General features: G+C 50.4%; 25 protein-coding genes and 1 other RNA gene. 16 read left to right on the forward strand and 10 right to left on the reverse strand.

Features of this window, described 5'->3' with window-relative positions; translation table 11 throughout:
• Positions 1 to 15: 15 nt before the first annotated feature.
• The 5 genes from serA to zapA form a co-directional block, all read right to left on the reverse strand.
• Entirely contained in the window at positions 16 to 1,245 is a 1,230-nt protein-coding gene (gene serA / locus P2G85_RS10410) for a phosphoglycerate dehydrogenase (protein ID WP_275864022.1), read from the reverse strand.
• Between the two features lie 288 nt (positions 1,246 to 1,533).
• Entirely contained in the window at positions 1,534 to 2,190 is a 657-nt protein-coding gene (gene rpiA / locus P2G85_RS10415; RefSeq protein ID WP_275864023.1) for a ribose-5-phosphate isomerase RpiA, read from the reverse strand.
• A 72-nt stretch (positions 2,191 to 2,262) separates the two neighbouring features.
• Positions 2,263 to 2,862: a 5-formyltetrahydrofolate cyclo-ligase gene (locus P2G85_RS10420; RefSeq protein WP_275864024.1), complete on the reverse strand. Its 600-nt coding sequence runs from the start codon at positions 2,860 to 2,862 to the stop codon at positions 2,263 to 2,265.
• A gap of 3 nt (positions 2,863 to 2,865) precedes the next feature.
• Positions 2,866 to 3,050, reverse strand: a non-coding RNA gene (gene ssrS, locus P2G85_RS10425) — 6S RNA.
• Positions 3,051 to 3,056: 6 nt separating this feature from the next.
• Entirely contained in the window at positions 3,057 to 3,365 is a 309-nt protein-coding gene (zapA, locus tag P2G85_RS10430; protein ID WP_275864025.1) for a cell division protein ZapA, read from the reverse strand.
• Positions 3,366 to 3,607: 242 nt separating this feature from the next.
• Here zapA and P2G85_RS10435 point away from each other — a divergent pair, with 242 nt between their 5' ends.
• From P2G85_RS10435 to P2G85_RS10445, 3 genes are read left to right on the forward strand one after another with little or no spacing between them, the layout of a single operon-like run.
• Positions 3,608 to 4,186, forward strand: a complete 579-nt coding sequence (locus P2G85_RS10435; RefSeq protein WP_275864026.1) for a YecA family protein — start codon at positions 3,608 to 3,610, stop codon at positions 4,184 to 4,186.
• A gap of 23 nt (positions 4,187 to 4,209) precedes the next feature.
• On the forward strand, positions 4,210 to 5,388 hold the full coding sequence (gene ubiH / locus P2G85_RS10440; protein ID WP_275864027.1) for a 2-octaprenyl-6-methoxyphenyl hydroxylase: 1,179 nt from the start codon (positions 4,210 to 4,212) through the stop codon (positions 5,386 to 5,388).
• 30 nt (positions 5,389 to 5,418) lie between these two features.
• Positions 5,419 to 6,627 (forward strand): FAD-dependent 2-octaprenylphenol hydroxylase, encoded by a 1,209-nt coding sequence (locus P2G85_RS10445; RefSeq protein WP_275864028.1) that lies wholly within the window; start codon positions 5,419 to 5,421, stop codon positions 6,625 to 6,627.
• 69 nt (positions 6,628 to 6,696) lie between these two features.
• Here the strand turns inward: P2G85_RS10445 and P2G85_RS10450 are convergent, their stop codons facing one another.
• From P2G85_RS10450 to ygfZ, 3 genes are all read right to left on the reverse strand, one after another.
• A complete protein-coding gene (locus tag P2G85_RS10450) occupies positions 6,697 to 6,903 on the reverse strand; it encodes a DUF1107 domain-containing protein (protein ID WP_275864029.1) in 207 nt (68 codons plus the stop codon).
• A gap of 670 nt (positions 6,904 to 7,573) precedes the next feature.
• Positions 7,574 to 8,050 carry a YbaK/EbsC family protein gene (locus P2G85_RS10455; RefSeq protein ID WP_275864030.1) on the reverse strand — a complete coding sequence of 159 codons (477 nt, stop codon included), beginning with the start codon at positions 8,048 to 8,050 and terminating at the stop codon, positions 7,574 to 7,576.
• Entirely contained in the window at positions 8,043 to 9,011 is a 969-nt protein-coding gene (ygfZ, locus tag P2G85_RS10460) for a tRNA-modifying protein YgfZ (protein WP_275864031.1), read from the reverse strand. Before ygfZ ends, P2G85_RS10455 begins: the two co-directional genes overlap by 8 nt.
• Positions 9,012 to 9,281: 270 nt before the next feature.
• Between ygfZ and P2G85_RS10465 the strand changes: the two genes are divergently transcribed.
• Both P2G85_RS10465 and P2G85_RS10470 read left to right on the forward strand, forming a co-directional pair.
• Positions 9,282 to 9,542: a succinate dehydrogenase assembly factor 2 gene (locus tag P2G85_RS10465; RefSeq protein ID WP_275864032.1), complete on the forward strand. Its 261-nt coding sequence runs from the start codon at positions 9,282 to 9,284 to the stop codon at positions 9,540 to 9,542.
• Positions 9,543 to 9,690: 148 nt separating this feature from the next.
• Positions 9,691 to 9,927, forward strand: a complete 237-nt coding sequence (locus P2G85_RS10470) for a hypothetical protein (protein WP_275864033.1) — start codon at positions 9,691 to 9,693, stop codon at positions 9,925 to 9,927.
• Positions 9,928 to 9,959: 32 nt separating this feature from the next.
• On the opposite strand, the gene nadB is transcribed toward P2G85_RS10470, so the two are convergent.
• Positions 9,960 to 11,567: an L-aspartate oxidase gene (gene nadB, locus P2G85_RS10475; RefSeq protein WP_275864034.1), complete on the reverse strand. Its 1,608-nt coding sequence runs from the start codon at positions 11,565 to 11,567 to the stop codon at positions 9,960 to 9,962.
• 575 nt (positions 11,568 to 12,142) lie between these two features.
• Between nadB and rpoE the strand changes: the two genes are divergently transcribed.
• The 11 genes from rpoE to acpS all read left to right on the forward strand — a co-directional run bounded on the left by rpoE (position 12,143) and on the right by acpS (position 21,465).
• Complete coding sequence (gene rpoE / locus P2G85_RS10480; protein ID WP_275864035.1) at positions 12,143 to 12,721, forward strand: RNA polymerase sigma factor RpoE; 579 nt, start codon at positions 12,143 to 12,145, stop codon at positions 12,719 to 12,721.
• Between the two features lie 26 nt (positions 12,722 to 12,747).
• Positions 12,748 to 13,374, forward strand: coding sequence for a sigma-E factor negative regulatory protein (locus tag P2G85_RS10485; RefSeq protein WP_275864036.1), 627 nt, complete (start codon positions 12,748 to 12,750; stop codon positions 13,372 to 13,374).
• Positions 13,371 to 14,336, forward strand: coding sequence for a sigma-E factor regulatory protein RseB (gene rseB / locus P2G85_RS10490; protein WP_275864037.1), 966 nt, complete (start codon positions 13,371 to 13,373; stop codon positions 14,334 to 14,336). The genes P2G85_RS10485 and rseB overlap by 4 nt, the downstream gene beginning before the upstream one ends.
• Positions 14,333 to 14,803: a SoxR reducing system RseC family protein gene (locus P2G85_RS10495; protein WP_275864038.1), complete on the forward strand. Its 471-nt coding sequence runs from the start codon at positions 14,333 to 14,335 to the stop codon at positions 14,801 to 14,803. The genes rseB and P2G85_RS10495 overlap by 4 nt, the downstream gene beginning before the upstream one ends.
• 134 nt (positions 14,804 to 14,937) lie before the next feature.
• Positions 14,938 to 16,731, forward strand: a complete 1,794-nt coding sequence (lepA, locus tag P2G85_RS10500) for a translation elongation factor 4 (RefSeq protein ID WP_275864039.1) — start codon at positions 14,938 to 14,940, stop codon at positions 16,729 to 16,731.
• A gap of 213 nt (positions 16,732 to 16,944) precedes the next feature.
• A complete protein-coding gene (gene lepB / locus P2G85_RS10505) occupies positions 16,945 to 17,844 on the forward strand; it encodes a signal peptidase I (RefSeq protein WP_275864040.1) in 900 nt (299 codons plus the stop codon).
• A gap of 20 nt (positions 17,845 to 17,864) precedes the next feature.
• Positions 17,865 to 18,542 carry a ribonuclease III gene (gene rnc / locus P2G85_RS10510; RefSeq protein WP_275864041.1) on the forward strand — a complete coding sequence of 226 codons (678 nt, stop codon included), beginning with the start codon at positions 17,865 to 17,867 and terminating at the stop codon, positions 18,540 to 18,542.
• Complete coding sequence (gene era, locus P2G85_RS10515) at positions 18,535 to 19,500, forward strand: GTPase Era (protein WP_275864042.1); 966 nt, start codon at positions 18,535 to 18,537, stop codon at positions 19,498 to 19,500. Before rnc ends, era begins: the two co-directional genes overlap by 8 nt.
• Before the next feature lie 99 nt (positions 19,501 to 19,599).
• Positions 19,600 to 20,337, forward strand: coding sequence for a DNA repair protein RecO (gene recO, locus P2G85_RS10520; protein WP_275864043.1), 738 nt, complete (start codon positions 19,600 to 19,602; stop codon positions 20,335 to 20,337).
• Entirely contained in the window at positions 20,334 to 21,071 is a 738-nt protein-coding gene (gene pdxJ, locus P2G85_RS10525) for a pyridoxine 5'-phosphate synthase (protein ID WP_275864044.1), read from the forward strand. The genes recO and pdxJ overlap by 4 nt, the downstream gene beginning before the upstream one ends.
• A gap of 13 nt (positions 21,072 to 21,084) precedes the next feature.
• Positions 21,085 to 21,465 carry a holo-ACP synthase gene (gene acpS / locus P2G85_RS10530; protein WP_275864045.1) on the forward strand — a complete coding sequence of 127 codons (381 nt, stop codon included), beginning with the start codon at positions 21,085 to 21,087 and terminating at the stop codon, positions 21,463 to 21,465.
• Between the two features lie 61 nt (positions 21,466 to 21,526).
• On the opposite strand, the gene barA is transcribed toward acpS, so the two are convergent.
• Positions 21,527 to 24,322, reverse strand: coding sequence for a two-component sensor histidine kinase BarA (gene barA / locus P2G85_RS10535; protein WP_275864046.1), 2,796 nt, complete (start codon positions 24,320 to 24,322; stop codon positions 21,527 to 21,529).
• Positions 24,323 to 24,365: the final 43 nt, after the last annotated feature.

Consider the following 24,365-nt stretch of genomic DNA (forward strand, 5'->3'; position numbering starts at 1 on the left):
GCCTTAAGCTTAGCTTTAGTGCAGGATACGCGCGCGAATCGTGCCTTCGATGCATTTTAGTTTGCGCAGCGCTTCTTCTGAGCGTCCGTTTTCTACATCGATCACTACATAACCGATATCGGCCGCGGTTTGCAGGTATTGACCTGCAATGTTAATCCCATCTTCGGCAAAGATGGTATTGATTTGGGTCATTATACCTGGGCGGTTTTGGTGAATGTGTAACAAGCGAGAGCACTCACGGTGTTGCGGTAGTGATACTTCTGGGAAGTTAACGCTCGATAACGTTGAGCCGTTGTCAGAGTATTTGGCTAACTTACCTGCGACTTCTACGCCGATGTTTTCCTGGGCTTCTTGGGTTGAACCGCCCACGTGTGGCGTCAGGATCACGTTATCAAACTTGGCTAATGGTGATTCAAACGGATCGGCATTGGTTTTAGGTTCAACCGGGAACACGTCGACGGCGGCACCGGCTAGATGACCAGACTCCAGGCTGTGACACAGCGCCGGGATGTCTACCACAGTACCACGCGCAGCATTAATCAAAATTGCGCCTGGCTTCATGCGGGCAAACTCTTCTTCACCCATCATGTTCTTGGTTTCAGGGGTTTCCGGAACATGCAGTGAAATGACGTCACACTTATTGAGCAGTTCACTCATGGTTTGAACCTGAGTGGCGTTACCCAGAGACAGTTTGTTTTCGATATCGTAGAAATAGACGCGCATACCGAGGTTTTCAGCAATGATACCTAGTTGGGTACCGATGTGGCCGTAACCAATAATACCTAAGCGTTTGCCACGAGCCTCATAGGAATTGTCAGCGCTTTTTTTCCAGATGCCGCGGTGAGCCAAGGCATTTTTTTCCGGAATACCACGCAACAGCAGCAGGATTTGACCGAGAACCAGCTCCGCCACACTGCGGGTATTCGAGAACGGGGCGTTGAACACTGGAATACCGCGCTTGGCTGCCGCTTTCAGGTTCACCTGGTTGGTGCCGATACAAAAACAGCCAATCGCAACCAGTTTGTTTGCCGCATTGATGACCTCTTCCGATAGGTTGGTTCGGGAGCGGATACCAATAAAGTGGACATCTTTCACCGCCTCGATCAGCTCGTCTTCTGAAAGAGAGCCTTTATGGTATTCAATGTTGCTATAACCAGCTGCTTGAAGAACTTCAACTGAAGAAGGGTGTAATCCTTCAAGTAAAAGGATTTTAATCTTTTCTTTTTCCAGTGAAACTTTGGCCATTTTTCTCGTCCTTAAAATGGAAAGGTGGGCTAATGTGGCGCACATCGGGCAAAACTATTAAAAAGGGGATAATTAACAGTTTTGTAGGAAGACAAACGCTTCCTTGTGCGTCTTCTGACCATTAAAGTATCAAAAAATTTTTGCTTTGGGTAAGAAAATTACGGAATAAGGCATACTTTTCTTAAAATAAGAAACAAAAAACGGTGCCTTGAGGCACCGCTTGTAATGAAATGACAGAAATTCACGAACTTTCAGCGATAAAGTCTGGCGAATCTCTGTTTGGGGTGATTATTCTTCGATGACCGCCCCTTCCGGTGTGCCGGTGATCACCACGTCTGCACCACGGTGGGCGAACAAGCCGACGGTCACAACGCCGGTAATGCCATTGATCTTGTCTTCCAGCTCTTTTGGATTGGTAATACGCAGGTTATGCACATCTAAGATCACGTTGCCATTATCGGTGATCACCCCTTCACGGTAGGCCGGATCGCCGCCTAGTTTAACCAGTTCACGCGCCACGTAGGAGCGTGCCATTGGGATCACTTCTACTGGCAGTGGATATTGGCCCAATACATCAACTAATTTGGTATCGTCAATGATACACACGAACTTATCAGAGATCGCGGCAACAATTTTCTCACGTGTCAGCGCTGCGCCACCACCTTTGATCATTTCACGCGTAGGGTTAATTTCATCCGCACCATCGACATACACGTCCAGTTTCGCGACGTCATTACATTCGTAGACTTCAATTCCCAGCTCCTGGAGGCGCTCGGTCGAAGCAATAGAGCTCGATACGGCACCCTTGATGTCGTCTTTGATGCTGCCTAAGGCATCGATGAAGTGATTTACGGTCGATCCGGTGCCAACACCGACAATGCTGCCTTTCTCAACATACTTAAGTGCTGCCCAACCAGCCGCTTTTTTCATTTCATCTTGGGTCATGCCAATCTCCTGCATAGATGTTCATTAATGTTTGCGGCGTGATTATAGCGATTTGAATTAAAATTGCCCATTTTATGCGGTGGTTTCCCAGCTCCAAATTTTGCTTGGCGTCACGATCTTAGGTAAAGGCACATCCCAGCTGGCGATGGGAAGTCGGTCAACATGCTGGCAGTCATGGGCAATGCCGATAGGTTTGGCCCCTTTTCCGGTGGCAAACCAGTGAGCCAAGGTGCGGTCATAGTAACCGCCGCCCATGCCGAGGCGGTGGCCGATACTGTCAAAGCCGACCAGTGGGGTCAGGATAAGATCCAGTTCACCTTGTGGGATCAGGTGGCGGATATCGAGTTTGGGCTCTAAGATGCCGTACTTGTTGTAGACCAGTTGATCATCATTTAAGTAATTAAGAAACAACAGGTGGCCTTTGGCAAAGGGGTGGATAGCCGGCAGGTATATGGATTTTTTCTCTTGCCACAACCACTGGATCAGCGGTTTGGTGTCGAGTTCACCATCGGCGGATAAATACAGCGCGATATGCTGGGCTGAGTGAATTTCTGGGAGTTGAGTAAATTGCTGGACCAGATCGAGTCCGGCCTGGTATTGGGTGTCACTGCACAACGCGTTACGTTTTTCGCGGATCAGTTTGCGGAAATCTTGTCGTGACGCTTGTGACATAGAAGGTACCCCAGAGTGCCGTTGAGGATTGTGACCCTTGAACCAGCTGGTTCAAGGCGGATCAGCAATGATAACCGTAGGCTTCTCGGTACATGCCAAGCTTGCTCAATAGCTACCAATTACTAACCCTTAGGTATTGCTTATCGGCTCAGGGACTTACATCCTGCTGACGCACACCCCAGGGTAAATTTTGTCTACTGCTGTCCTTGCTTTACTTTGCTTAACGCGTGTTCCAATGACACGGTGAGCTTTTCCATTCGCTCAGCTATCTGTTGCTGATGCCCGTCTGACTCATGCGCTTTACTGCGCAATTCATAGCAGATGTTTAAGGCGGCAAATGTCAGTAGCTGGACCTCATTGGTTACCTTAGTACGTTCGCTCATTTCTTTCAATCGGCGATCAAGATCTTTTGCCGCAGCAATAAGGGAGTCCTCTTGCCCTGCTGGACAATTTACCCGTGTCACTTTGCCAAGAATTTCAACGTCGACCGCTTGATTGCTCATGATGAATAAACTCTATATCGCGCTATCTAAGGTATTGCTATCCACAACTACCGAGGGGGAAACTATAGGAAAAGCGCTATTAAGATTCAAGCATTTCCCATCACAGAAAGAGAAATGTTGAAGTGATCAGACAGGATTTGGACAAATTGGATATTTCCTGGCCAAAATTGAAATTGTTAGTCGTTCCCGACATCCTGGCTTGATGGTAGGATAGAGGTTTATTCGACAATATGAGTCCAGTTATGAGTGAAATCACCCTTCCAGATTATCAGACCATCGCTGCGGAGCTGACATCAACAAGCCTGGCGGTGACTCCTGCCGAGTTACATGGCCTGCTTACCGGAATGCTGAGTGGCGGTTTGGCGACAAACGATCAGAGCTGGCAGCCGATCCTGTTTGATTATACCAATGAAGGGATGGGATGGCCGACAACCGTGCTGGCGTTAGCGCAGGCGGTTTTTTCCGTAACAGCTAATGAGCTGACAGGAACCTCAATGGAGCTGTCATTGTTGTTGCCGGAAGAGGGCGGCGAAGAAGCGTTGTTTGCGTTGGCTGACAGTGTCTCTGATTTTGTTAATCACTTTCTCTCAGGCTTTGGCTTATCAGGCGTGTCGTTAACCAAAGCGAGCGAAGAGACCAAAGAAGCGCTGGCGGATCTGGAGGAGATCGCCAAGCTGGGCATTGATGAAGACGATGATCTTGAAGAGCAAGCCCAGCTGCTTGAACAGGTTATTGAGCATGTTAAAGCGTGCGTATTGACGATCCACGCTGAATTTGGCGTTCGTCCCAGCAACGAAAGCAGTAAGCCAACGCTGCATTAACTGAGGACTGAGCAGAGGTTAACATGGCGCAATATGATGTAGTCATTGCGGGCGGAGCGATGGCTGGGGCAACACTGGCACTGGCGATCGACCGTTTGTCTCAGGGGGCATTACGTATCGCGGTGGTGGAACCGTTTAAGGCGCACGCCGGTGACCACCCCGGGTTTGATTCGCGCTCCATCGCGCTGTCTTACGGCACCGTCAATATCTTGCGTTACTTTAACCTTTGGGCGGCCATCGAACCCTTTGCCACGCCAATCCGGCATATTCATGCTTCCGACCGTTCACATGCCGGAATGACCGAGATTACCCACGAGGAAGTTGGACTTGAAGCGCTCGGCTATGTGGTTGAACTGGCTGATGTCGGACAGGTTTACCACAAGCGCTTGCAAAGCAGTCCGGCTATCTCCCTCTACTGCCCCGATTCGGTGGCGCATATTTCCCGCGATGTGGATCACGTCTCGGTGGAGTTAGGCAGTGGTCAGAGTATTGAGGCCAAATTGCTGGTTGCGGCTGATGGCGCGGTATCGCGATGCTGCCAGCAAATCGGCCTGGCGTTGGCCGAGCACGATTTTGAGCAAGTGGCGGTGATTGCCAATATAGTTACTCAAGCTCCGCATCAAGGGCGAGCGTTTGAACGCTTTACCGAGAATGGACCGCTTGCCCTACTGCCAATGAGCGATAACCGTATGTCTTTGGTTTGGTGTCTGCGTCCCGATGAGGCTCAAATGGTCATGGCACTCTCAGAACAAGAATTTCTTACCCGCTTACAGCAGGATTTTGGCTGGCGCCTGGGGGGAATGGAAAAGGTCGGCCAACGAGCCAGCTATCCACTTTTACTGCGTCATCGTCGGCAGAACATTGCCCACCGCTTTGCGATAGTCGGAAATGCGGCGCAAACCTTGCACCCGATCGCGGGACAAGGCTTCAACCTCGGGATCCGCGATGTGGCGACCTTAGCCGAAGAGGTGGTCAGACAAAGCGATGATGCCGGTCGTTATCGGGGGTTGCGACAATTCAGCCAGCGTCGGGAACAAGATCGCAATGAGACGATTTGGTTAACCAGCGCATTGGTGCATGTATTCTCTAATGACTTACCAGCGATGCAAGTCGGCCGCAATATCGCGTTGGCCGCAATGGACAATCTTTCTATTTTTAAGCAGCCGTTACTGCGCCGCACGCTCGGCCTAGTGAAGCGATAGACGGCCGCACGAACTGGATACCAACAAGCTATGATGCAAAGTGTAGATATCGCCATTATCGGCGGAGGGATGGTTGGCCTGGCACTTGCGGCCGCATTCAAAGACAGTGATATGCGGGTGGCGGTGATTGAAGGAAGTGTTCCGGACCGCCGTTTAGGTGAACTACCGGATGTGCGAGTCTCCGCACTTAGCCGCTCAAGTGAAACCATGCTGAAAAAATTAGGTGCCTGGCAAGGCATCGAGCAGCGCCGGGCTTCGCCTTATCAGGCGATGGAAGTGTGGGAGCAAGACAGCTTTGGTAAGATTGGTTTTGATGCCGACAGTTTAGCGCAGCCGGATTTGGGCCATATCGTCGAGAATCGTGTGATCCAATTGGCGTTACTGGAACTGGTGGAGAAACAAGACAATGCAACCCTGTTTATGCCTGCCCGTTGTGCCACTCTTGCGCTTGGTGAGCAGGAATGCTGGCTGACTTTGGACAATGGGCAGGCTATGACCGCGAAACTGGTGGTCGGGGCGGACGGTGCAAATTCCTGGCTGCGGGATCAGATGGATATACCATTAACCCATTGGGATTATGGCCACAGCGCGATCGTGGCCAATGTCAAAACGGCAGAGCCGCATGCAGGAGTCGCCCGGCAGGTTTTTACGCCTCAGGGTCCTTTGGCTTTTTTGCCGATGTCGCAGCCGGACATGTGCTCAATCGTATGGTCTACCGAACCACAACGAGCTGAACAGTTGCTCGCTATGTCAGAGGAGGACTTTAACAAGGCTCTGACGAGTGAATTTGATGCTCGCCTTGGTATGTGTGCTGTGGTTGGAGAGCGGGCGGCGTTTCCGCTCAAGATGCGCTATGCACGGGACTTTGTTCTGGAGCGGGTGGCGCTGGTGGGCGATGCGGCCCACACAATTCACCCATTAGCGGGGCAGGGGGTGAATCTTGGCCTGTTAGACGCTGCCAGCCTGGCGCAAGAGGTACTGCAGCTCTGGAAACAAGGGCAAGATATCGGCCGTAAACGAACCTTACGCAGTTATGAACGCTGGCGTAAAGCGGAAGCGATGAAAATGATCGTCGCGATGCAGGGGTTTCGTGATTTGTTTGCCGGCGCTCACCCAGCGAAGAAACTGGTGCGCGGCCTGGGGCTGAGCCTTGCTGGTTCGTTGCCAGGGGCCAAAGACGAGATCATGAAGCGAGCTCTGGGATTGAAAGGTGATCTCCCGGATCTGGCGCGCCAATAAGTCTGCGTGGGTATAAAAATGGACATAAAAAAAGGCTGGTTCTCCAGCCTTTTTTGTCTGATGTATTCGCTAAGCGTATGCACAGCGGAGTTTCATGACTTCTTGGTTGATCTCCTTGACTGCCTGAAAGTGACGCTTCTCCGCCTTCTCTGGCAATATCAATTTGCCGTTATCAAATTCAAATCTGCCGACGCCGTAAATATAAATTCTTCCCTTGAAAAGACGACTAATGTGTTTAGCAATCATACCTGGTGTATAGCGCTTAAACAGTCTCATATTTACCTTTCCTTTTCTCTTACTTAGCCCTGATATTCTACGTTCAGGACGGCAAAAATAGTGTGACCGAAATAGTGTTAAATAAAGTGTGGATGACTTGCGTTAGATATTTGTGTTGCTATAGACAGTTTTGTAGCGTCATATCTCAATTAACGTGAGGATTACCCCAAAAAATACTTATCGTCGGAACCGGACGACCCACTTAGTTGTTAGTACGAGATGTAGTTAGCCATGGTTTTGTTACATGTTAAAGAATAGGTGAAAATTTTTTGTTTGCTAAGTGTTGTGCTAAAGGCTGTGCTTATGAGTCCGTTTGAGTAATGGCGTTTAACAGGTTAGCCGGTATTGCTGTAGCTTCGTTTTACTTTAGATCGGCTCTTACGGGCTGATGGACAAAAAAAAGCCCGCGATAGCGGGCGAATAGTCACAGATGCATTACACAAAAGTGTCTGACTCACTTGATAGACCTGGTCGCACAAATCAGCCAAATCACTTTCAGTCAGCCAGCTTCGTAAAGTAAAGCAGACCAACAAAAGCAGCATATCTGAATTTTACCCCTGTGACTATTTATGTTTTAAATGTGACTAAAAATTCCTTTAATGTTGTATGAAAGACATGGCTCTAGTCACAAAGCGCATGCAACGCAGAATGATAGTTGCAGTAAACTTGGTTATGGGCGACAAATCTCAGCCAGCGTTGGCTGGCATAAGCGCAGCAGATCCTTAATAGATAACGCCAGTCCCGCCATGCGGTCACCGCTGCTGATGGTGACTTCACGTTCCAGTAATAAACTCGGATCAAAGATGATCGGCATGGGTGTTTTAAGCAGTAGCGGTGTGACCGTGCCAACCGGGTAGCCGGTGATGATTTCGACATCGGTTTGGTCGACACAGGTCATACGCCTGCATTGAAGCAGGGCGCGTACCTTTTTCGGATCCACACTGCGGTTGCCGGGCGCGCAGGCCAGCGCATAGTCGTTGTCCATATCGCGTAACAGCATCGCCTTAACCATCTGTGACGGCCGGATACCACGCTGACGTGCCGCATCGTCGATCGAGGTTGCCGGCGTCTGATGCGGCAAAAGACGGAAGGGGATCCGTCTTTCGGTCAAAAATTGCATCAGTGGTGTGTGGAGCGGCTTACTCATCATTGAGGCTATAAGGTAAAGGGGCGATTACCCAGTTTGATTCTGGCTGGCCGACGATACGCAGGCGGGTATCTGCCTCGAGGTTATTCGGTAGCACAATCAACCCAATCGCTTGATTGTCACTGAACTGGTAGTGTGCCAGCAGGGTGCCGACCGAACGCCAGTTTTCTCCGATACTGCGCTCGAGTTCAACCTGTGCTTGACCCAGTGGCTCCTGAGTTGTGCCTTGAACAATATACATCGCGCGCTTATTGATGCCGCGGTATTTAGCACGTGCCACAGTTTCCTGGCCGGTGTAGCAGCCTTTGGTGAAACTGATGCCGCCCAAAACCTGCAGGTTGAGCGCTTGCGGAATATGTTCATTTTGTGCCGCTGCAGGCAGTACGGGCAGCCCGGCTTCGATGTCGAACCGGGTCCATAGCTCACGAGATGTCAGGGTTGCCTGATGGTTTTCAATCAGTGCCTGTGCCGCTTCTTCTGTTACCGCGATCAGCCAGCGGTTTGATGCTACTTTTACTGCCGTGCCACCGTTGATTTTACGTACATCCCCGCTTTCTTCGCTCAGCGTGGTAACGAATGTATCGGCACTGATGCCAGCGACACCGAGAATTACGTCGTTTGATTCCTCGATGGTGACTTTCGAGAACACCGCGTATTTTTTGATTTCATGCAGCTCGACGTCGATGGCTGATTTCGCTTGCAGCATTGCATAGCCATCCCGGTGGTGGAACAGGCGGAAAGTGCTCCAGACTTTGCCTTTTGCGTCGCAGTGAGCACCCAAGGTTGATTGCTGTTGCTCCAGTGATACGACATCACAGGTGAGCTGCCCTTGTAGATATGATTTTTTATCATCTCCCACCACAGTGATCATGCCAAAGTTGTCTAGTAGAGAAACAGACAGATCTGGAAGTGGATTATGAGCAGTTAAATTAAGGGGTGCAAAGCGGTTTTGCCATTCCATGATAATCAAGCCTTTTGAAGATATTTTTCCGTTATGTTAATCCGCGAACGGCAATTTGTCAGCCTCCCATCTCGGGACGTTGCTAGTCATATGGTGTGGGCAGGGGCATGTCCTTGTATTTGGTAGGGTAAAACATCGGGGCCAAGCGAGACTCTGAGGCTTTTGGTTTTCACCGGCATAGGTTACAAGATTGTGACCCGCACACTAGTTGCACCTTACAAGCCTTGTTACACTCCGCTCAGTAATAAGATATCGATTAAGGAAAACTGAATGTACACTGCGGAAGAAAAAGCGCGCATCAAGTGGGCATGTCGTCGTGGTATGCTTGAGCTGGACGTGGTGATTATGCCGTTTTTTGAAGAGTGTTTTGAATCACTCACTGAGCAGGAGCAACGTGATTTTGTCTCGTTACTGGAGTGTGATGACCCAGACTTGTTTACTTGGATCATGGGTCACGGCCGTAGCGAAAACCTCGGCCATGCTGCGATGGTAGACAAAATTGTCGCTCATAACCTCAGTAAGGTACGTTAATCTTACCCTGACCCCTTCGTTATACGCCCAGGTCGTCAATCTCCTTATTCTCGGGAGTTTAACTTGGGCGGTGATCCTCTCTGCTGTCCCACTGGTGTTATCGATTTATCTGTTATTAACTTTGTTGCGGCATAATAGATTGACCGGTTTGGTCAGAACTCCGGCTTTGGGCCACTGGCAAATTTCTCTGGGAGGCGAGATCATCAACGGTTGCCGGAGCCTCAAGCTGAAGCGGGCAGATCTCTCAGTTGTGGCCTGCAAGTTATCGTTGCATTTGCACAACCAGGAGTTGATCACTATCTGGCGTGACAGTTGCCCGGAAACGGATTACCGCCGCTTAGTGCTGTTGCTGCGCCAATGGCAAGATAAGCAAATGGGAGCCTGAGCTCCCATTTAGTGAGGATGAATAGCGTCACACTAGTCATTGGGGGTCAGAATGGTCGGCCCGCTGTGCTCTAACTGCTCTGGGTAATCTAGGGTGTAGTGCAGGCCCCGGCTTTCTTTGCGCTGCATTGCACAACGCACCATCAGCTCAGCCACCTGTAATAAGTTGCGCAGTTCAAGCAGGTTGTTGGATACGCGGAAATGGCTGTAATACTCGTGCGTTTCTTGCTGCAGCAATTGGATCCGGCGCAGCGCGCGTTCAAGCCGTTTATCGGTACGCACAATACCCATGTAATCCCACATAAACAGCCGCAGCTCATGCCAGTTGTGCTGAATAACCACTTCTTCATCACTGTTACTTACCTGGCTGTCATCCCAGCATGGCAGGGATGGGGGTAAGTCTACCGCTTTTACATGTCTGAGAATGTGTTTGGCCGCTGACCAGGCATAGACGACACATTCGAGCAGGGAGTTGGAGGCCATTCGGTTGGCGCCGTGCAGACCGGTATAACTGACTTCTCCAATTGCATACAAGTTTGTCAGATCGGTGCAGCCGTTTCTGTCCACCATGACGCCGCCACAGGTGTAGTGTGCGGCCGGAACAATCGGGATTGGCTCGCTGGTCATGTCAATGCCCAGATCCAGCAGGCGAGCATAGATGGTTGGGAAGTGCTTGGTGATAAACTCGGCCGGTTTATGGCTGATGTCGAGGAACATACAATCCGCACCCAGGCGCTTCATTTCAAAGTCAATGGCGCGTGCCACTACGTCGCGTGGGGCAAGTTCTTCTCGTTTGTCAAAGTCTGGCATAAAGCGTGAACCATCAGGGCGGCGCAGGTAGGCGCCTTCACCGCGCAGTGCTTCAGTCAGGAGGAAGTTGCGTGCTTCCGGGTGATACAGGCAGGTCGGATGGAACTGGTTGAACTCCATGTTCGCCACCCGGCAGCCCGCACGCCAGGCGATGGCGATTCCATCTCCGGACGAGACATCCGGGTTGGAGGTGTACTGGTAGACTTTAGAGGCGCCGCCGGTGGCAAGGACCACAAACTTGGCCCGGACGGTTTCAACCTGCTCGGCGTTGCGGTTCCAGATGTACGCGCCGATGACGCGCTGTTTATCACCGCCAACTCGGTCTTCGGTGATCAGATCCAGCGCATTATAACGTTCCAGTACTTGAATGTTGGGGTGGTTATGGGCGTTGTCCTGCAATGAGGTCTGCATTGCCATACCGGTTGCATCGGCGGCATGGAGAATGCGACGGCGGCTGTGGCCACCTTCGCGTGTCAGGTGGTAGCGCGGTTCGTCATCGGAATCATTGTCTTCGCGATCAAATGGCACGCCGCCATCGATCAGCCACTGGACACACTCTTTGGAGTGCTCGGCAATGAATTGTACCGTTTCTTTATCGCAGAGCCCGGCTCCGGCGATCTGGGTATCTTCGACATGGGATTCAATGGTGTCGGATTCATCAAAGACCGCGGCAATTCCGCCTTGGGCGTAAAACGTTGCCCCTTCACTACGTGGGCCTTTACTCAGTACCATTACTTTACAATGGTTGGCAACCCGCAAGGCTAACGACAAGCCTGCTGCACCGCTCCCTACCACTAACACATCACATTCATGTTCACGGTTTGCGTTCATATAACTTTTATAATCCCAAGCTAAGGTAACCTTGGTCACCTAGTAAATGATTGTTGCACATCGTGTGCGTTCCATTGACGCGACATCCGCCGCTCTGGGCTAAGTTGGGAAACTTAACGGAATGTCCTTTACTCTGGTGACTTAAGCCACTCTGATGGTTTACCACCTCATGCATGAGCAATGGGGCGTGATGCTTACTGAGTTCTTAAAGTGACATTGCGTTATTCAGACAGCCAAAAGCCGAGCAAACGAAAAGTAATAGTTTGTCAATGCCATTGCTTTTCTTATCCCTACCCAGCACAATCTGAGACAGAGATCATTCATTATACCCAAATCAAGCCAAGATGCTCGCCTGTCACAATATACTGACAGTCAGCATTGAGCCGTGAAAGGGGTATCGGCATCACACCATGACCAAATAATGACAAATTTTAAGACAAGCGACGGAACTTTCTCGCCTATGTCGGAGTCTCACAATGGTGCTCAAGTAAGCAGTGGTGTCAATATTGCGTTTTGCATAATAAGTACCCATATCTGAGAAGATTAGGGCATAACAAATAGGAGTATCCGCTCGAATGAACGAGCAGCTGACCGATCAAGTACTGATTGAGCGAGTTCAGAATGGGGATAAGCAAGCATTCAACCTGTTAGTGACGAAATACCAGAACAAGGTGTGTAATCTTATTTCCCGATACGTAAGTAATCCCGGCGATGTACCGGATGTAGCACAAGAAGCATTTATCAAGGCTTATCGAGCGATTCCCACTTTTCGTGGGGAGAGTGCGTTCTACACGTGGCTGTATCGAATAGCGGTGAATACTGCGAAAAATCACATCGTAGCCCAAGGGAGAAGGCCTCCGGCGACCGATGTTGATGCTGAAGAAGCTGAATTTTATGAAACAGGTAATGCACTGAAAGAAATATCGAACCCTGAGAACTTAACGTTGTCCAAAGAATTGCAGCGGGTTGTGTTCAGTGCAATCGAAGCGTTACCTGAAGATTTAAAGACAGCAATGACGTTGCGTGAGCTTGACGGCTTAAGCTACGAAGAGATTGCTGTTGTAATGGATTGCCCGGTGGGAACGGTACGCTCTCGTATCTTCCGTGCTCGTGAAGCGGTGGAAAAGAAAATTAAGCCTCTTTTGCAGCGCTAGTACAAGTAATAACTATGGTGAAAATAATGGCTGACAAAGAAAAACTTTCAGCTCTCATGGATGGAGAACTGGTCGATAAAGCTCTGATTCAAACGTTAGAGCAAGACCAAGAGAGCCTAGAAGCTTGGCAGAATTATCACTTGATTGGTGATGTGATGCGGGGTGAAGCGCCGGAGAAACCTGAGTGGAATATCGCTGAAAGCGTTGCGTTAGCGTTGGAAGATGAGCCTGCACACCGTGCCATCGATAAGTACAGTGCCAACGTCACTTCAATCACAGAGGTGCCGCGGGAGTCACAACCCGAGCCGCTAAAGGCAAAACGCCAGTTACCGGCTTGGTTATCTCAGTTTGGCCAGGTCGCGGTAGCCGCGAGTGTCTCGCTGGTGGTGATTTTTGGTGTTCAGCAATACGGCGGTGGTGATGACGTACAATCTCAGTTTGATCAGCTACCTGTGCTGGAAACTGTGCCGTTTGCCGGCAGTGCTGAGCCTGTCAGCCTGACGCGGGAATCCGTTGAGCGCTCGGTGGGTGAAGCCAATATGCAGGAGCAACGTAAGCGCGTTCATGCTATGCTACGCGATTATGAACTGCAGCTAAGAATTAACAGTGAAGCATCGATGCAAGATGCTCCTCTGACACCGGATAGTGAATGAAAAAATTCCTGATCAGCGCTTGCGCTCTGTTCAGTATGATGTCTCCTCAAGCCTTTGCTGTCGAAAAGCCGGCGGAGGCTTTGTTGCATCAAATGAGCGAGGCCAGCCAAAATTTAAGTTACGAAATCTCGTATATCCTTATTAAGACCAACAGCATTGAACCTTTGCTGTATCGCCATGCTACGCATGATGAGGAGCAATATGCGCATTTGGTGTACCTCAGTGGTCCAGTCCGGGAAGTGATTCGCCGAGGACGCGAAATCAGCTACATTGAAACCGGAGCGGAGCCGTTTACCATTGAATCGGGCAAGATGGTTGCGCCGATCATGCCGATGCTTAACACCAATATTGATGAACTTAACCTGTATTATGATTACGTTCAGGTCGGGCGCGCGCGCGAAGCCGGTGTAGCGACGCAAGTGTTGCGTATTGTGCCGAAAGACGGGTTACGCTATTCCTACGTGTTGTGGATCGATGAGCAAAGCAAGTTACCGTTGCGGGCCGATTTACTGGATCGTGATGGTGAAATGCTTGAGCAGTACCGCGCTATCTCTTATACCGTAAACCCCAAAATTGCTGAACTGATGAGCGGTTTGCAGAATGTGCAGTTGCCAGCGGTGTTAACCATGCCCAAAGGTGAGCTGAGCAAGAGCAACTGGCGTGTTGGTTGGATACCGGAAGGTTTTGAGCCGAACGAACTTAACCGTTACCGCATGGCTGTTACAGACCAAATGGTTGAGAGCCAGCTTTATTCAGACGGTCTGTTTGATTTTTCTGTGTATGTAGCCAACAAAGATCAGCATTCGCTCAAAGGGCAACTGGTCCGTCAGGGGCGCAGGACGCTGCACAGTTTTGTGCGCGGGGAGTATGAAATTTCCGTTGTCGGGGATATTCCACCGGCGACAGCGCAGCGGATTGCTCAGTCGGTCACATTTAATGTAACCAAGAGTAACGAACAATGATGACCGCACTCGCCACCGTGACAGAGGTTGTCCGTCACAGTGGCAAATATCAAGTAACATTAAGCTGTGAGCAACAAACCAGTTGCAGCAGTTGTTCGTCGCAAAAAAGCTGTGGTACCGGAGTGGTGACCAAAGCGATTGGTAACAAAACGCTGCACTGGCAGCTCGACACGTGTGAGCCGGTACAAGTCGGCCAGATGGTCGAGATAGGCCTTCCTGAATCCAGCCTGATTAAATCAGCGATGGCTGTTTATCTTCTCCCTATGTTCGGCCTCATTTTCGGCGCACTGCTTGGCCACTTTGTGTTGGCTCCCGTGCTCTCGGCTGGCGAGGGGGGTATTATCCTGACTTCGGTAGTGTTTGCCGCCCTTGGTGTCGGTATTGCCAAACGAGTTTCCCGTCCGCTTGAAGACGCATCCCGGCGTCAGGTCACCCTGATTCGGGTGCTTGGCGCCGCTATCCGTTGAGCATGAATCGTTCATCACTTTAAATAAGGTGCGTCCGTGAACGAAATTGGGTAGAATCTGCCAACTTGAATGAAATGCCATCGTTAAATGGCTTTCTTATGTCCCAGTTTAAAAGAGCTTAGTCACACCAAATCATGAAGCACATTCGTAACTTTTCGATTATCGCCCACATCGACCATGGTAAGTCGACCCTATCTGACCGTTTAATCCAAGTTTGTGGTGGCTTAAGCGACCGTGAAATGGAAGCTCAGGTTCTGGACTCTATGGATCTGGAGCGTGAGCGTGGCATCACCATCAAATCTCAGAGTGTGACACTGAACTACACCGCTAAAGATGGTGAAACTTACCAACTTAACTTTATCGATACTCCCGGACATGTTGACTTTGCGTACGAGGTATCTCGCTCTCTGGCAGCGTGTGAAGGCGCATTATTGGTTGTTGACGCCGGCCAGGGCGTAGAAGCGCAGACACTTGCCAACTGTTACACCGCGATCGAAATGGATTTGGAAGTCGTTCCAATCCTGAACAAGATTGATTTGCCAGCGGCCGATCCTGAGCGTGTTGCAGAAGAAATTGAAGAAATCGTTGGTATTGATGCAATGGAAGCAACCCGCTGTTCGGCAAAGACCGGCCTTGGGGTTGAAGACGTTCTGGAAAATATCGTTTCTGCGATTCCTGCGCCGGAAGGCGATCCTGAAGCACCGCTGCAGGCGTTGATCATCGATTCCTGGTTCGACAACTACCTTGGCGTAGTTTCTCTGGTACGGATTAAAAACGGTGTCCTGAAGAAGAACGACAAGATCAAAGTCATGAGTACCGGTCAGGTGTGGGGGGTAGACCGTCTGGGTATCTTTACACCTAAGCAAGTGGATACTGATGTTCTGAGCACTGGCGAAGTAGGTTGGGTAGTGTGTGGGATTAAAGACATCCTGGGCGCACCAGTGGGTGATACGCTGACACTGGCCAAATACGGTTGTGAACAACCGCTACCGGGCTTTAAGAAAGTAAAACCTCAGGTATACGCGGGCCTGTTCCCGGTATCGTCTGATGATTACGAAAGTTTCCGTGACGCGCTGGGTAAACTGAGCCTGAACGATGCGTCATTGTTCTACGAGCCAGAGAACTCGGCGGCACTGGGCTTTGGTTTCCGTTGTGGTTTCCTTGGTATGCTGCACATGGAGATCATTCAGGAGCGTCTGGAGCGTGAATACGATCTGGATCTGATCACCACTGCACCAACGGTAGTGTATGAAGTGGAGCAGACCGACGGTACCCTCCTGTATGTTGATAGCCCGGCAAAACTGCCAGCGGTTAACGATATCAACGAGATCCGCGAGCCGATTGCCCGCTGTAATATTTTGGTACCAGCTGACTACCTTGGCAACGTGATTACTCTGTGTGTTGAGAAGCGTGGTGTTCAGGTCGATATGGTGTACCACGGTAACCAGGTGGCGGTGACCTACGATATTCCAATGGCCGAAGTGGTGCTGGATTTCTTTGACCGCCTGAAATCAACCTCGCGTGGTTACGCATCTCTGGACTACAACTTCCAGCGTTTTGAAGCGTCGAACATGGTGCGTGTGGATGTATTGCTTAACGGTGATACGGTCGATGCATTGGCGATGATTACCCATAAAGACCAGTCTCAGACCCGTGGCCGTCAGTTGGTCGAGAAAATGAAAGAGTTCATTCCTCGTCAAATGTTCGATATTGCGATTCAGGCCGCGATTGGTAACCATATTATTGCCCGTTCTACCGTGAAGCAGTTGCGCAAGAACGTAATCGCCAAGTGTTATGGTGGTGACGTCAGCCGTAAGAAAAAACTGCTGAAGAAACAGAAAGAAGGTAAAAAGCGCATGAAGCAGATCGGTAACGTCGAGCTGCCTCAAGAAGCGTTCCTGGCCATTCTTCATGTCGGCAAAGACTAAAGAGCAACTGGTTCTGGCCTAAGGTCAAACATCGCTGAAATACCATTCGCAGAGGTTGTGCACCGGTGCCAGCCTCTGGCAGAAGTTGAACTCGGTGATGGTTACGGTGTCATAACCAGAGCATCGGGTTGTATGTAGGTACAAACAAGAATGATTATTTAAGTGAAAGGGTTGCTACCCTTTCACTTTCGTATTTTTAGATAAGGGAATTTGATGGCGAATACATTCTCACTGATCCTGGTCCTTGTGACGTTAGTTACTGGGATTGTCTGGCTGCTGGAAAAGCTGGTGTTTGCAAAGCAGCGCCGTGCCAAAGTGGCAGAGGTTCAAGCTCAAACGGTTAACGGCCTGGATTCAGCAACGTTACAGCAGGTGGAGCGTCAGCCTTGGTGGGTTGAGAACAGTGTCTCCATCTTTCCCGTGATTGCCTTTGTACTGGTGTTGCGATCTTTTATTTATGAGCCGTTCCAGATTCCATCGGGCTCGATGATGCCGACGCTGTTGGTCGGCGATTTTATCCTGGTGGAAAAATACGCCTATGGATTGAAAGATCCGGTATGGCGTAAACAACTGGTCGAGACCGGTCAGCCGGAGCGCGGCGATATTGTGGTATTTAAATACCCGCCACAACCAAGTGTTGACTACATTAAGCGTGTCGTAGGCCTGCCGGGAGACACGGTACGTTACTCTGGCCGTAAAGAACTGTGTGTCAAAGCCCGGGGTGAGTCGGTTTGTAAGCCCGTCAAACTGAGCAACGTACAAGAGAGCCAGTTTATTCAAAACGGGATTCCTCTTATCCAGATGGAGGAAAAACTGGGCGAGGTGGAACACCACGTCCTGGTTAACCCGCTAACTCGTGATCGTGTGCAAAATTATCAGCCACGCCCGGGAGTGAACGAGTGGGTTGTGCCGAAAGGCCAGTACTTTGTGATGGGGGATAACCGTGACAACAGTGCTGACAGCCGTTACTGGGGATTTGTCCCTGAAGCCAACTTAGTAGGTAAAGCTGTTGCGATTTGGATCAGCTTTGAGTTTGAGCGTAACGCAGATAGCGTTCTGCCATCATGGATCCCAACTGGTGTGCGTTTTAACCGCATCGGTGGCATTCACTAACCAATTTGTATCGAGAGAGTATGACTTCTCCAATTGAGAAACTAGAGCGAATGCTCGGCTACCAGTTTCAGGATGCCGGGCTGATCAATTTGGCGCTGACACACCGCAGCGCCCATGGTAAACACAATGAACGTCTTGAATTTCTGGGCGATTCAATTTTAAGTTTTGTTATCGCAGATGATTTGTATCACCGCTTTCCCAAGGTGAATGAAGGGGATATGAGTCGTATGCGCGCCACATTAGTGCGTGGTCATACGTTGGCGGAGCTGGGCCGAGAGTTCGGGCTAGGAGATTACTTAAAATTAGGTCCAGGTGAATTGAAAAGTGGAGGTTTCCGTCGTGACTCCATTTTAGCTGATGCGGTTGAAGCCATCATCGGTGCGATTTACCTTGATAGTGATCTGGAACAAGTGCGCGTTATTGTTCTGAGCTGGTACCAGTCACGCTTGGAGGCAATCAAGCCTGGCGTATCGCAAAAAGATCCCAAGACCCGCCTGCAAGAATTTTTGCAGGGCAGAAGAAAACCGTTGCCAGTGTATACAGTGACTAATATTAAAGGTGAAGCACACAACCAGGAGTTTACGGTTGAGTGTGAAGTGGCAGGTATGGATAAACCTGTTGTCGGTAAAGGCACCAGCCGTCGCAAGGCAGAACAGGCGGCCGCGGAAACAGCACTTGGGCAATTAACAAATGGTTGATAACGAATTCGATATTGATGCATTTTTCGCATCCCCCCATGGTGAAGTGAGTTCACCAGAAAACCAACACTGTGGCTTTATTGCCATTGTTGGTCGCCCGAATGTGGGCAAATCGACACTGCTGAATAAGTTGTTGGGGCAGAAGATCTCCATCACTTCTCGTAAGCCACAAACTACGCGCCACCGTATTATGGGCGTAGACACCGACGGGGATTATCAGGCGATTTACGTTGATACGCCGGGACTGCATATTGAAGAAAAGCGCGCGATTAACCGTTTGATGAACCGCGCGGCGAACTCGTCACTGAGCGATGTCAATCTGGTGTTCTTTCTGGTTGACGGAACGCACTGGACTGACGACGACGAAATGGTGCTGACTAAACTGCAGAAGTCGAACTTCCCGGTGGTACTGTGTGTCAACAAAGTCGACAACGTACAAGATCGTAACGACGTGATGCTGCACATGATGGACATGTCGAAAAAGATGGACTTTGTCGATGTTGTGCCTATCTCGGCAAAACACGGTAAGAACATTGAAGTACTGCGTAAGCACGTGCGTGATCACTTACCTAAAGCGACGCACCACTTCCCGGAAGAGTACGTTACGGACCGTTCACAGCGTTTTATGGCGTCGGAAATCGTCCGTGAAAAACTGATGCGTTTTACCGGTGATGAACTGCCATATTCGGTCACGGTGGAGATTGAACGTTTTGATTACAACCCGGAAACGGACGGCTTCCACATTAATGCCCTGATCCTGGTTGAGCGTAACGGCCAGAAAAAAATGGTGATCGGTAAAGGTGGTGAGAAGATCAAGACCATCGGCCGTGAAGCCCGCCTGGATATGGAAGAGTTGTTTGGCCGCAAGGTCTACCTGGAGACCTGGGTGAAAGTGAAATCAGGTTGGGCAGATGACGAACGTGCACTGCGCTCACTGGGTTACATTGACGATCTGTAATTTTGGCCGCGAAGTCACTTCGCTCCAGCATTGACACATATAAGGAGCCGTTTGGCTCCTTATTTTTTTATTTTATGTTCCTTAGGCACACTGATTGAAATGAGCAATCTGTCTTCAGAAGGTTTACAACGCTGCTTTGTCCTGCATCGCCGGCCGTACAGTGAGTCGAGCTTGATCCTTGATGTGTTCAGCGAGGAATATGGCCGTATCACGTTGATGGCAAAGGGGGCTCGCAGCAAGCGTTCGAGCCTGAAAGGTGCACTGCAGCCGTTTACGCCGCTGCTCCTAAAGTGGTCTGGCAATGCGGCCATGAAAACCTTGCGCCAGGCTGAGCCGATCAGCCTCGGTTTGCCACTGACAGGAATCAATCTCTATTCGGCGATGTACGTAAACGAGCTCGTCGCCCGGGTACTTGCGGCTGAAGTGGCGATGCCGGCCTTGTTTCATGACTACTTGCAGGCTTTGACAGAGCTTGCCCAGTGTGACAACCCGGAGCCGGCCCTGCGCCGGTTTGAACTGGCATTGTTGGCAGCGTTGGGTTACGGGGTGGATTTTCTCCATTGCGCGGGAACCGGGGAGCCGGTGGAGCCTGGGATGACTTACCGTTATCGAGAGCAAAAAGGTTTTATTGCCTCCGTGCGGCGAGACAACCTGACCTTTTTCGGTGACGAACTGATTGCCATCAGTGAGCGGCGCTTTGTCACTAAAGCACAGTTAAAAGCGGCAAAACGCTTTACACGTATAGCCTTAAAGCCGTATCTTGGCGGTAAACCTTTAAAAAGTCGTGAATTATTCATTCAGACACAGATTCCCAGAGCACGGAGTAATGAAAAATGAGCTCAATCTACTTAGGCGTTAATATTGATCATATCGCGACTCTGCGAAACGCACGTGGAACCAAATACCCGGATCCGGTCCATGCGGCTGAAGTGGCCGAGCGTGCAGGCGCAGATGGTATTACGATTCACCTGCGTGAAGATCGCCGCCATATTGTCGATCGTGATGTGCGTATTTTGCGTGAAACCATCCAGACTCGCATGAACCTTGAAATGGCGGTCACTGATGAAATGGTAGACATTGCACTCAAGACTCAGCCTGAGTATGTGTGTCTGGTTCCGGAGAAGCGCGAAGAGCTTACTACCGAAGGTGGCCTGGACGTAGTCGGTCAACTGGACAAGATCAAAGCGGCGACAGAAACACTCACTCAAGCCGGGATCAAAGTGTCGCTGTTTATTGATGCCGACCGTCAGCAGATCGATGCAGCCAAAGCGTGTGGAGCACCATTTATTGAATTACATACCGGTCATTACGCGGATGCCACCAGTGAAGCTGAACAACAGTCTGAACTTAAAAAGATTGCCGCGGGTGCCAGCTATGCGCATGATCTTGGTATCACGGTTAATGCCGGACACGGCCTGACTTACCATAATGTGGCTCCGATTGCGGCGCTGCCGGAAATCTATGAGCTGAACATTGGCCATTCGATCATTGGCCGCGCGGTGTTTGACGGGCTGGAAAAAGCCGTGGCGGACATGAAAGCCGTCATGACAGCGGCGCGCAATAACGCATAAACAGGCGTACTGAATGGCAATTGTAGGTCTCGGAACGGACATCGCTGAAATTGAGCGGATTGAAAAGGCGTTGAGCCGCACTGGTGAAGCCTTTGCCCGGCGTATACTGTCGGATGATGAGATGCTGGTGTTTAGCGGGTTAACCCAACAGGCACGTTACTTGGCCAAGCGGTTTGCGGTAAAAGAAGCTGCGGCGAAAGCCCTTGGCACCGGCATTGCTAAAGGAGTGACATTCCATGATTTTAGCGTGGCGAACGATGCCAACGGCAAGCCATTGCTGAGCCTGTCTGGTAAAGCGCGGCAGCTTGCGCAGGCAAGCGGTGTACTACATACCCATGTGACGATTTCGGACGAGCGCCATTATGCGGTGGCGACGGTGATATTCGAGTCATAATCCTGACCAAGCAAAAAGCCAGAGCAGATGCTCTGGCTTTTTTAGTTGGGGTGCCACACGGTTACTGGAGATACAACTTGGCGGTGGTGGTTACCTTATTCATCTCGTCTTGCAGTTCAAACATTTCCGGCTCGATCTCTTCCAATGCTATCTCAGAGCGAAGACTCTGCTCAATGGTGGCACACAGCGACTTCAGCCGCGGCACACCGCAATAGGAACTGCTGCCGTGCAGTTTATGAATCACATGGATCAGATCTTCCCGGGAAAAATCACTCTGCTCAAGGGCTTGCTCCACCACAGCGTCCACTTCAGGAATAAAATCGATCAGCATCCGGAGCATATCTTTGGCCAGATCTTCTTTATTGGCCGACTGTTTCAGGGCGGCCTGCCAGTCAATGATCACATCTTGGATCGCCGGTGAGGGTGTGGCTGTCGGGGCGTCGTCGTCTTGCTCGACATAACTTGGTGCGATTTTATCGACCTGCTCGTTACTGGTGTGCGGGTCCCAGTGCACCAGTACCTGCTGCAAAACGTGTTCTTCGATTGGTTTAGTCAGGTAATCGTCCATCCCGGCAGCAAGTAAACGGTCACGTTCTCCGGCCATGGCATGGGCAGTGACGGCGATCACCGGTGTATCCCTGTTCAGCTCAAGGGCCTTGATATGCTGGCAAGCGGTCACACCATCCATTTGCGGCATCTGAATATCCATAAAGATCAGATCGTATTTCTTCTCCATTGCCAGGTTGACCGCCTGTTGGCCATTACTGCATGAGGTGACGGTTTCGACTCTTTCTTTTAACAGTGCGGAGATCAGTTTAAGGTTCGCCGGGTTATCATCCACGGTCAGTACTGTTAAGGGTAAACGTTCATCGATGCTGTTCGCTGGCGGGAGGTAGCCCGGGGATGGCAGCTCAAGCTGATCGGTTACCAGGCTTTGTAACAGTTTTCTGCGTGAAAATGGCTTGGTCAGACACTGAACCTGATAGTGGTTCATTACCCAGTCGGCTAACGCCAGCTCGGTACTCGGAGTACCTAAAATGACACTTGGCGCTAATGTTGCTGCCCGGGTCAGCCATTCAGCGACGCTGGTTTCATCGTAGCTCTGGTTCGCCGCTAGGCTAAGTAACACATAATCGTAATGTTCTTGATTATCAGGCAATGCAGCACGGTAAGTGACGATGATGCCTTCCTGAGTCAGGATTTGCTGCGTTACGGAGGCCGCCTGCATGTTAGGTTCAACCAGTAACAGTTGTTTGCCCGTCAGCAGCCCGGCATCAATCAGATCGCTCATTGGCATGTCCGTGGCATTAAGGCGCAGGGTGAACCAGAAGGTCGAGCCTTGGTGCAGACGGCTGGTTAAGCTGATTTCGCCGCCCATCTGGCTGACCAGTTTCTGGGTAATCACCAGACCTAACCCGGTCCCGCCATAACGACGGGAAATACTGGCATCGGCTTGGCTGAACGCCTGGAAAAGCTGGGCTTGCTGGCGTTCTGAAATGCCGATACCGGTGTCACGTACCATAAATTGCAGTTCAACGGCGTCGCCCGACTGCGAGCGCATCTCAACGCTGACATCAATATTGCCGCGTTCGGTGAACTTGATTGAGTTGCCGACCAGGTTGGTTAGCACCTGCTGGATGCGTAGCGGGTCACCGACCAGCCCGGCCGGTATTTTAGGATCAATTTTGAGCGTGATTTCCAGCCCTTTTTCGTGAGCGCTGGTGGCTTGCAGATTGATCACCTCTTCCAGATTCTCGCGGAAATCAAACGGAATGTTTTCCAGGGCCAGCTTGCCGGCTTCCAGTTTGGAGAAGTCAAGAATGTCATTAATGATGTTCAGCAGGTTGTTTGCTGACTTCTCAATGGTTTGCAGGTAATCGGTCTGGCTATTGCTCAGTTGCGTTTTGAGCATCTGGCGGGTAAAGCCAATCACGCCATTGAGTGGGGTGCGCAGCTCATGAGACATATTGGCCAAAAATTCGGATTTCACCCGCGCGGCTTCCTGAGCACGCTTTTTCGCAATGTCTAGTTCTACGTTCTGGATCTCGAGCTGTTCCAATGTTTCACGTAAGTCGGAAGTTGCCTGATCAATACTGTGCTGCATTTCAACATGGTACTCAGACAAGGACACCGCCATGGCATTGATGCCGTTTTTTAACTGATCCAGCTCGCCATGCATTTTGCCTTCGATACGCACGTCTAAGTGACCACGACGAATGCGGTCGACGACATTTTTCATGTGTGTGATCGGTTGAGTGACTTCATGCATCATGCGTGAGGCAAAGACGCTGGCCAGTCCCAGTCCGAGCACCAGTACCAGGAAGGCCGAGAATACTTCCTGATATTGTTGTAGCCGTAATGACGAAAGATCCAGTTCCACGGCGATGTAGCCAATCGCTTTGCTGCCTTCGCTTTCATGCGTTAACTCTGACAGGTAACGCCCCTCCGACAGGATTGGTACGCGCAAGATTAATGAGTTATCAAAGATTTCAGAGTTACCCAGCTTGGGAATGGGTTGATCTTTGGCAAAGGTCAGCGCTTCGAAGTTAGGGTGGAAGTTGGAGGTCACGAACAGCTCGTGGTGCGCATCAAAAACGGCAATACTGCGCACCAACTGAGAATTTTTGCGATGCGCATAGCTGATCAGCCGGCGCACGGATTCACGGCTTTCAGATAAAAGGTGAGTTTCACTGGCAATGGCAAGTGGTTCAATAATGCTGTTGCCGGTGGTAATGACCTGGTTCTCTAAATCTTGGTAACGGTTAAATGAGAAAAAACCGCTGAGCAATAAACCAATAATCAGAGTGGGGGCTAATGTTAGTGTAATTACACGGGCTCGTAAGCCATATCTGGTCATGTTATCTAATTACATTGGAGTCGGGATATGGGAAAATAACGTC

The organism is Vibrio sp. CAU 1672 (genome assembly GCF_029223195.1).
Lineage (GTDB): Bacteria > Pseudomonadota > Gammaproteobacteria > Enterobacterales > Vibrionaceae > Vibrio.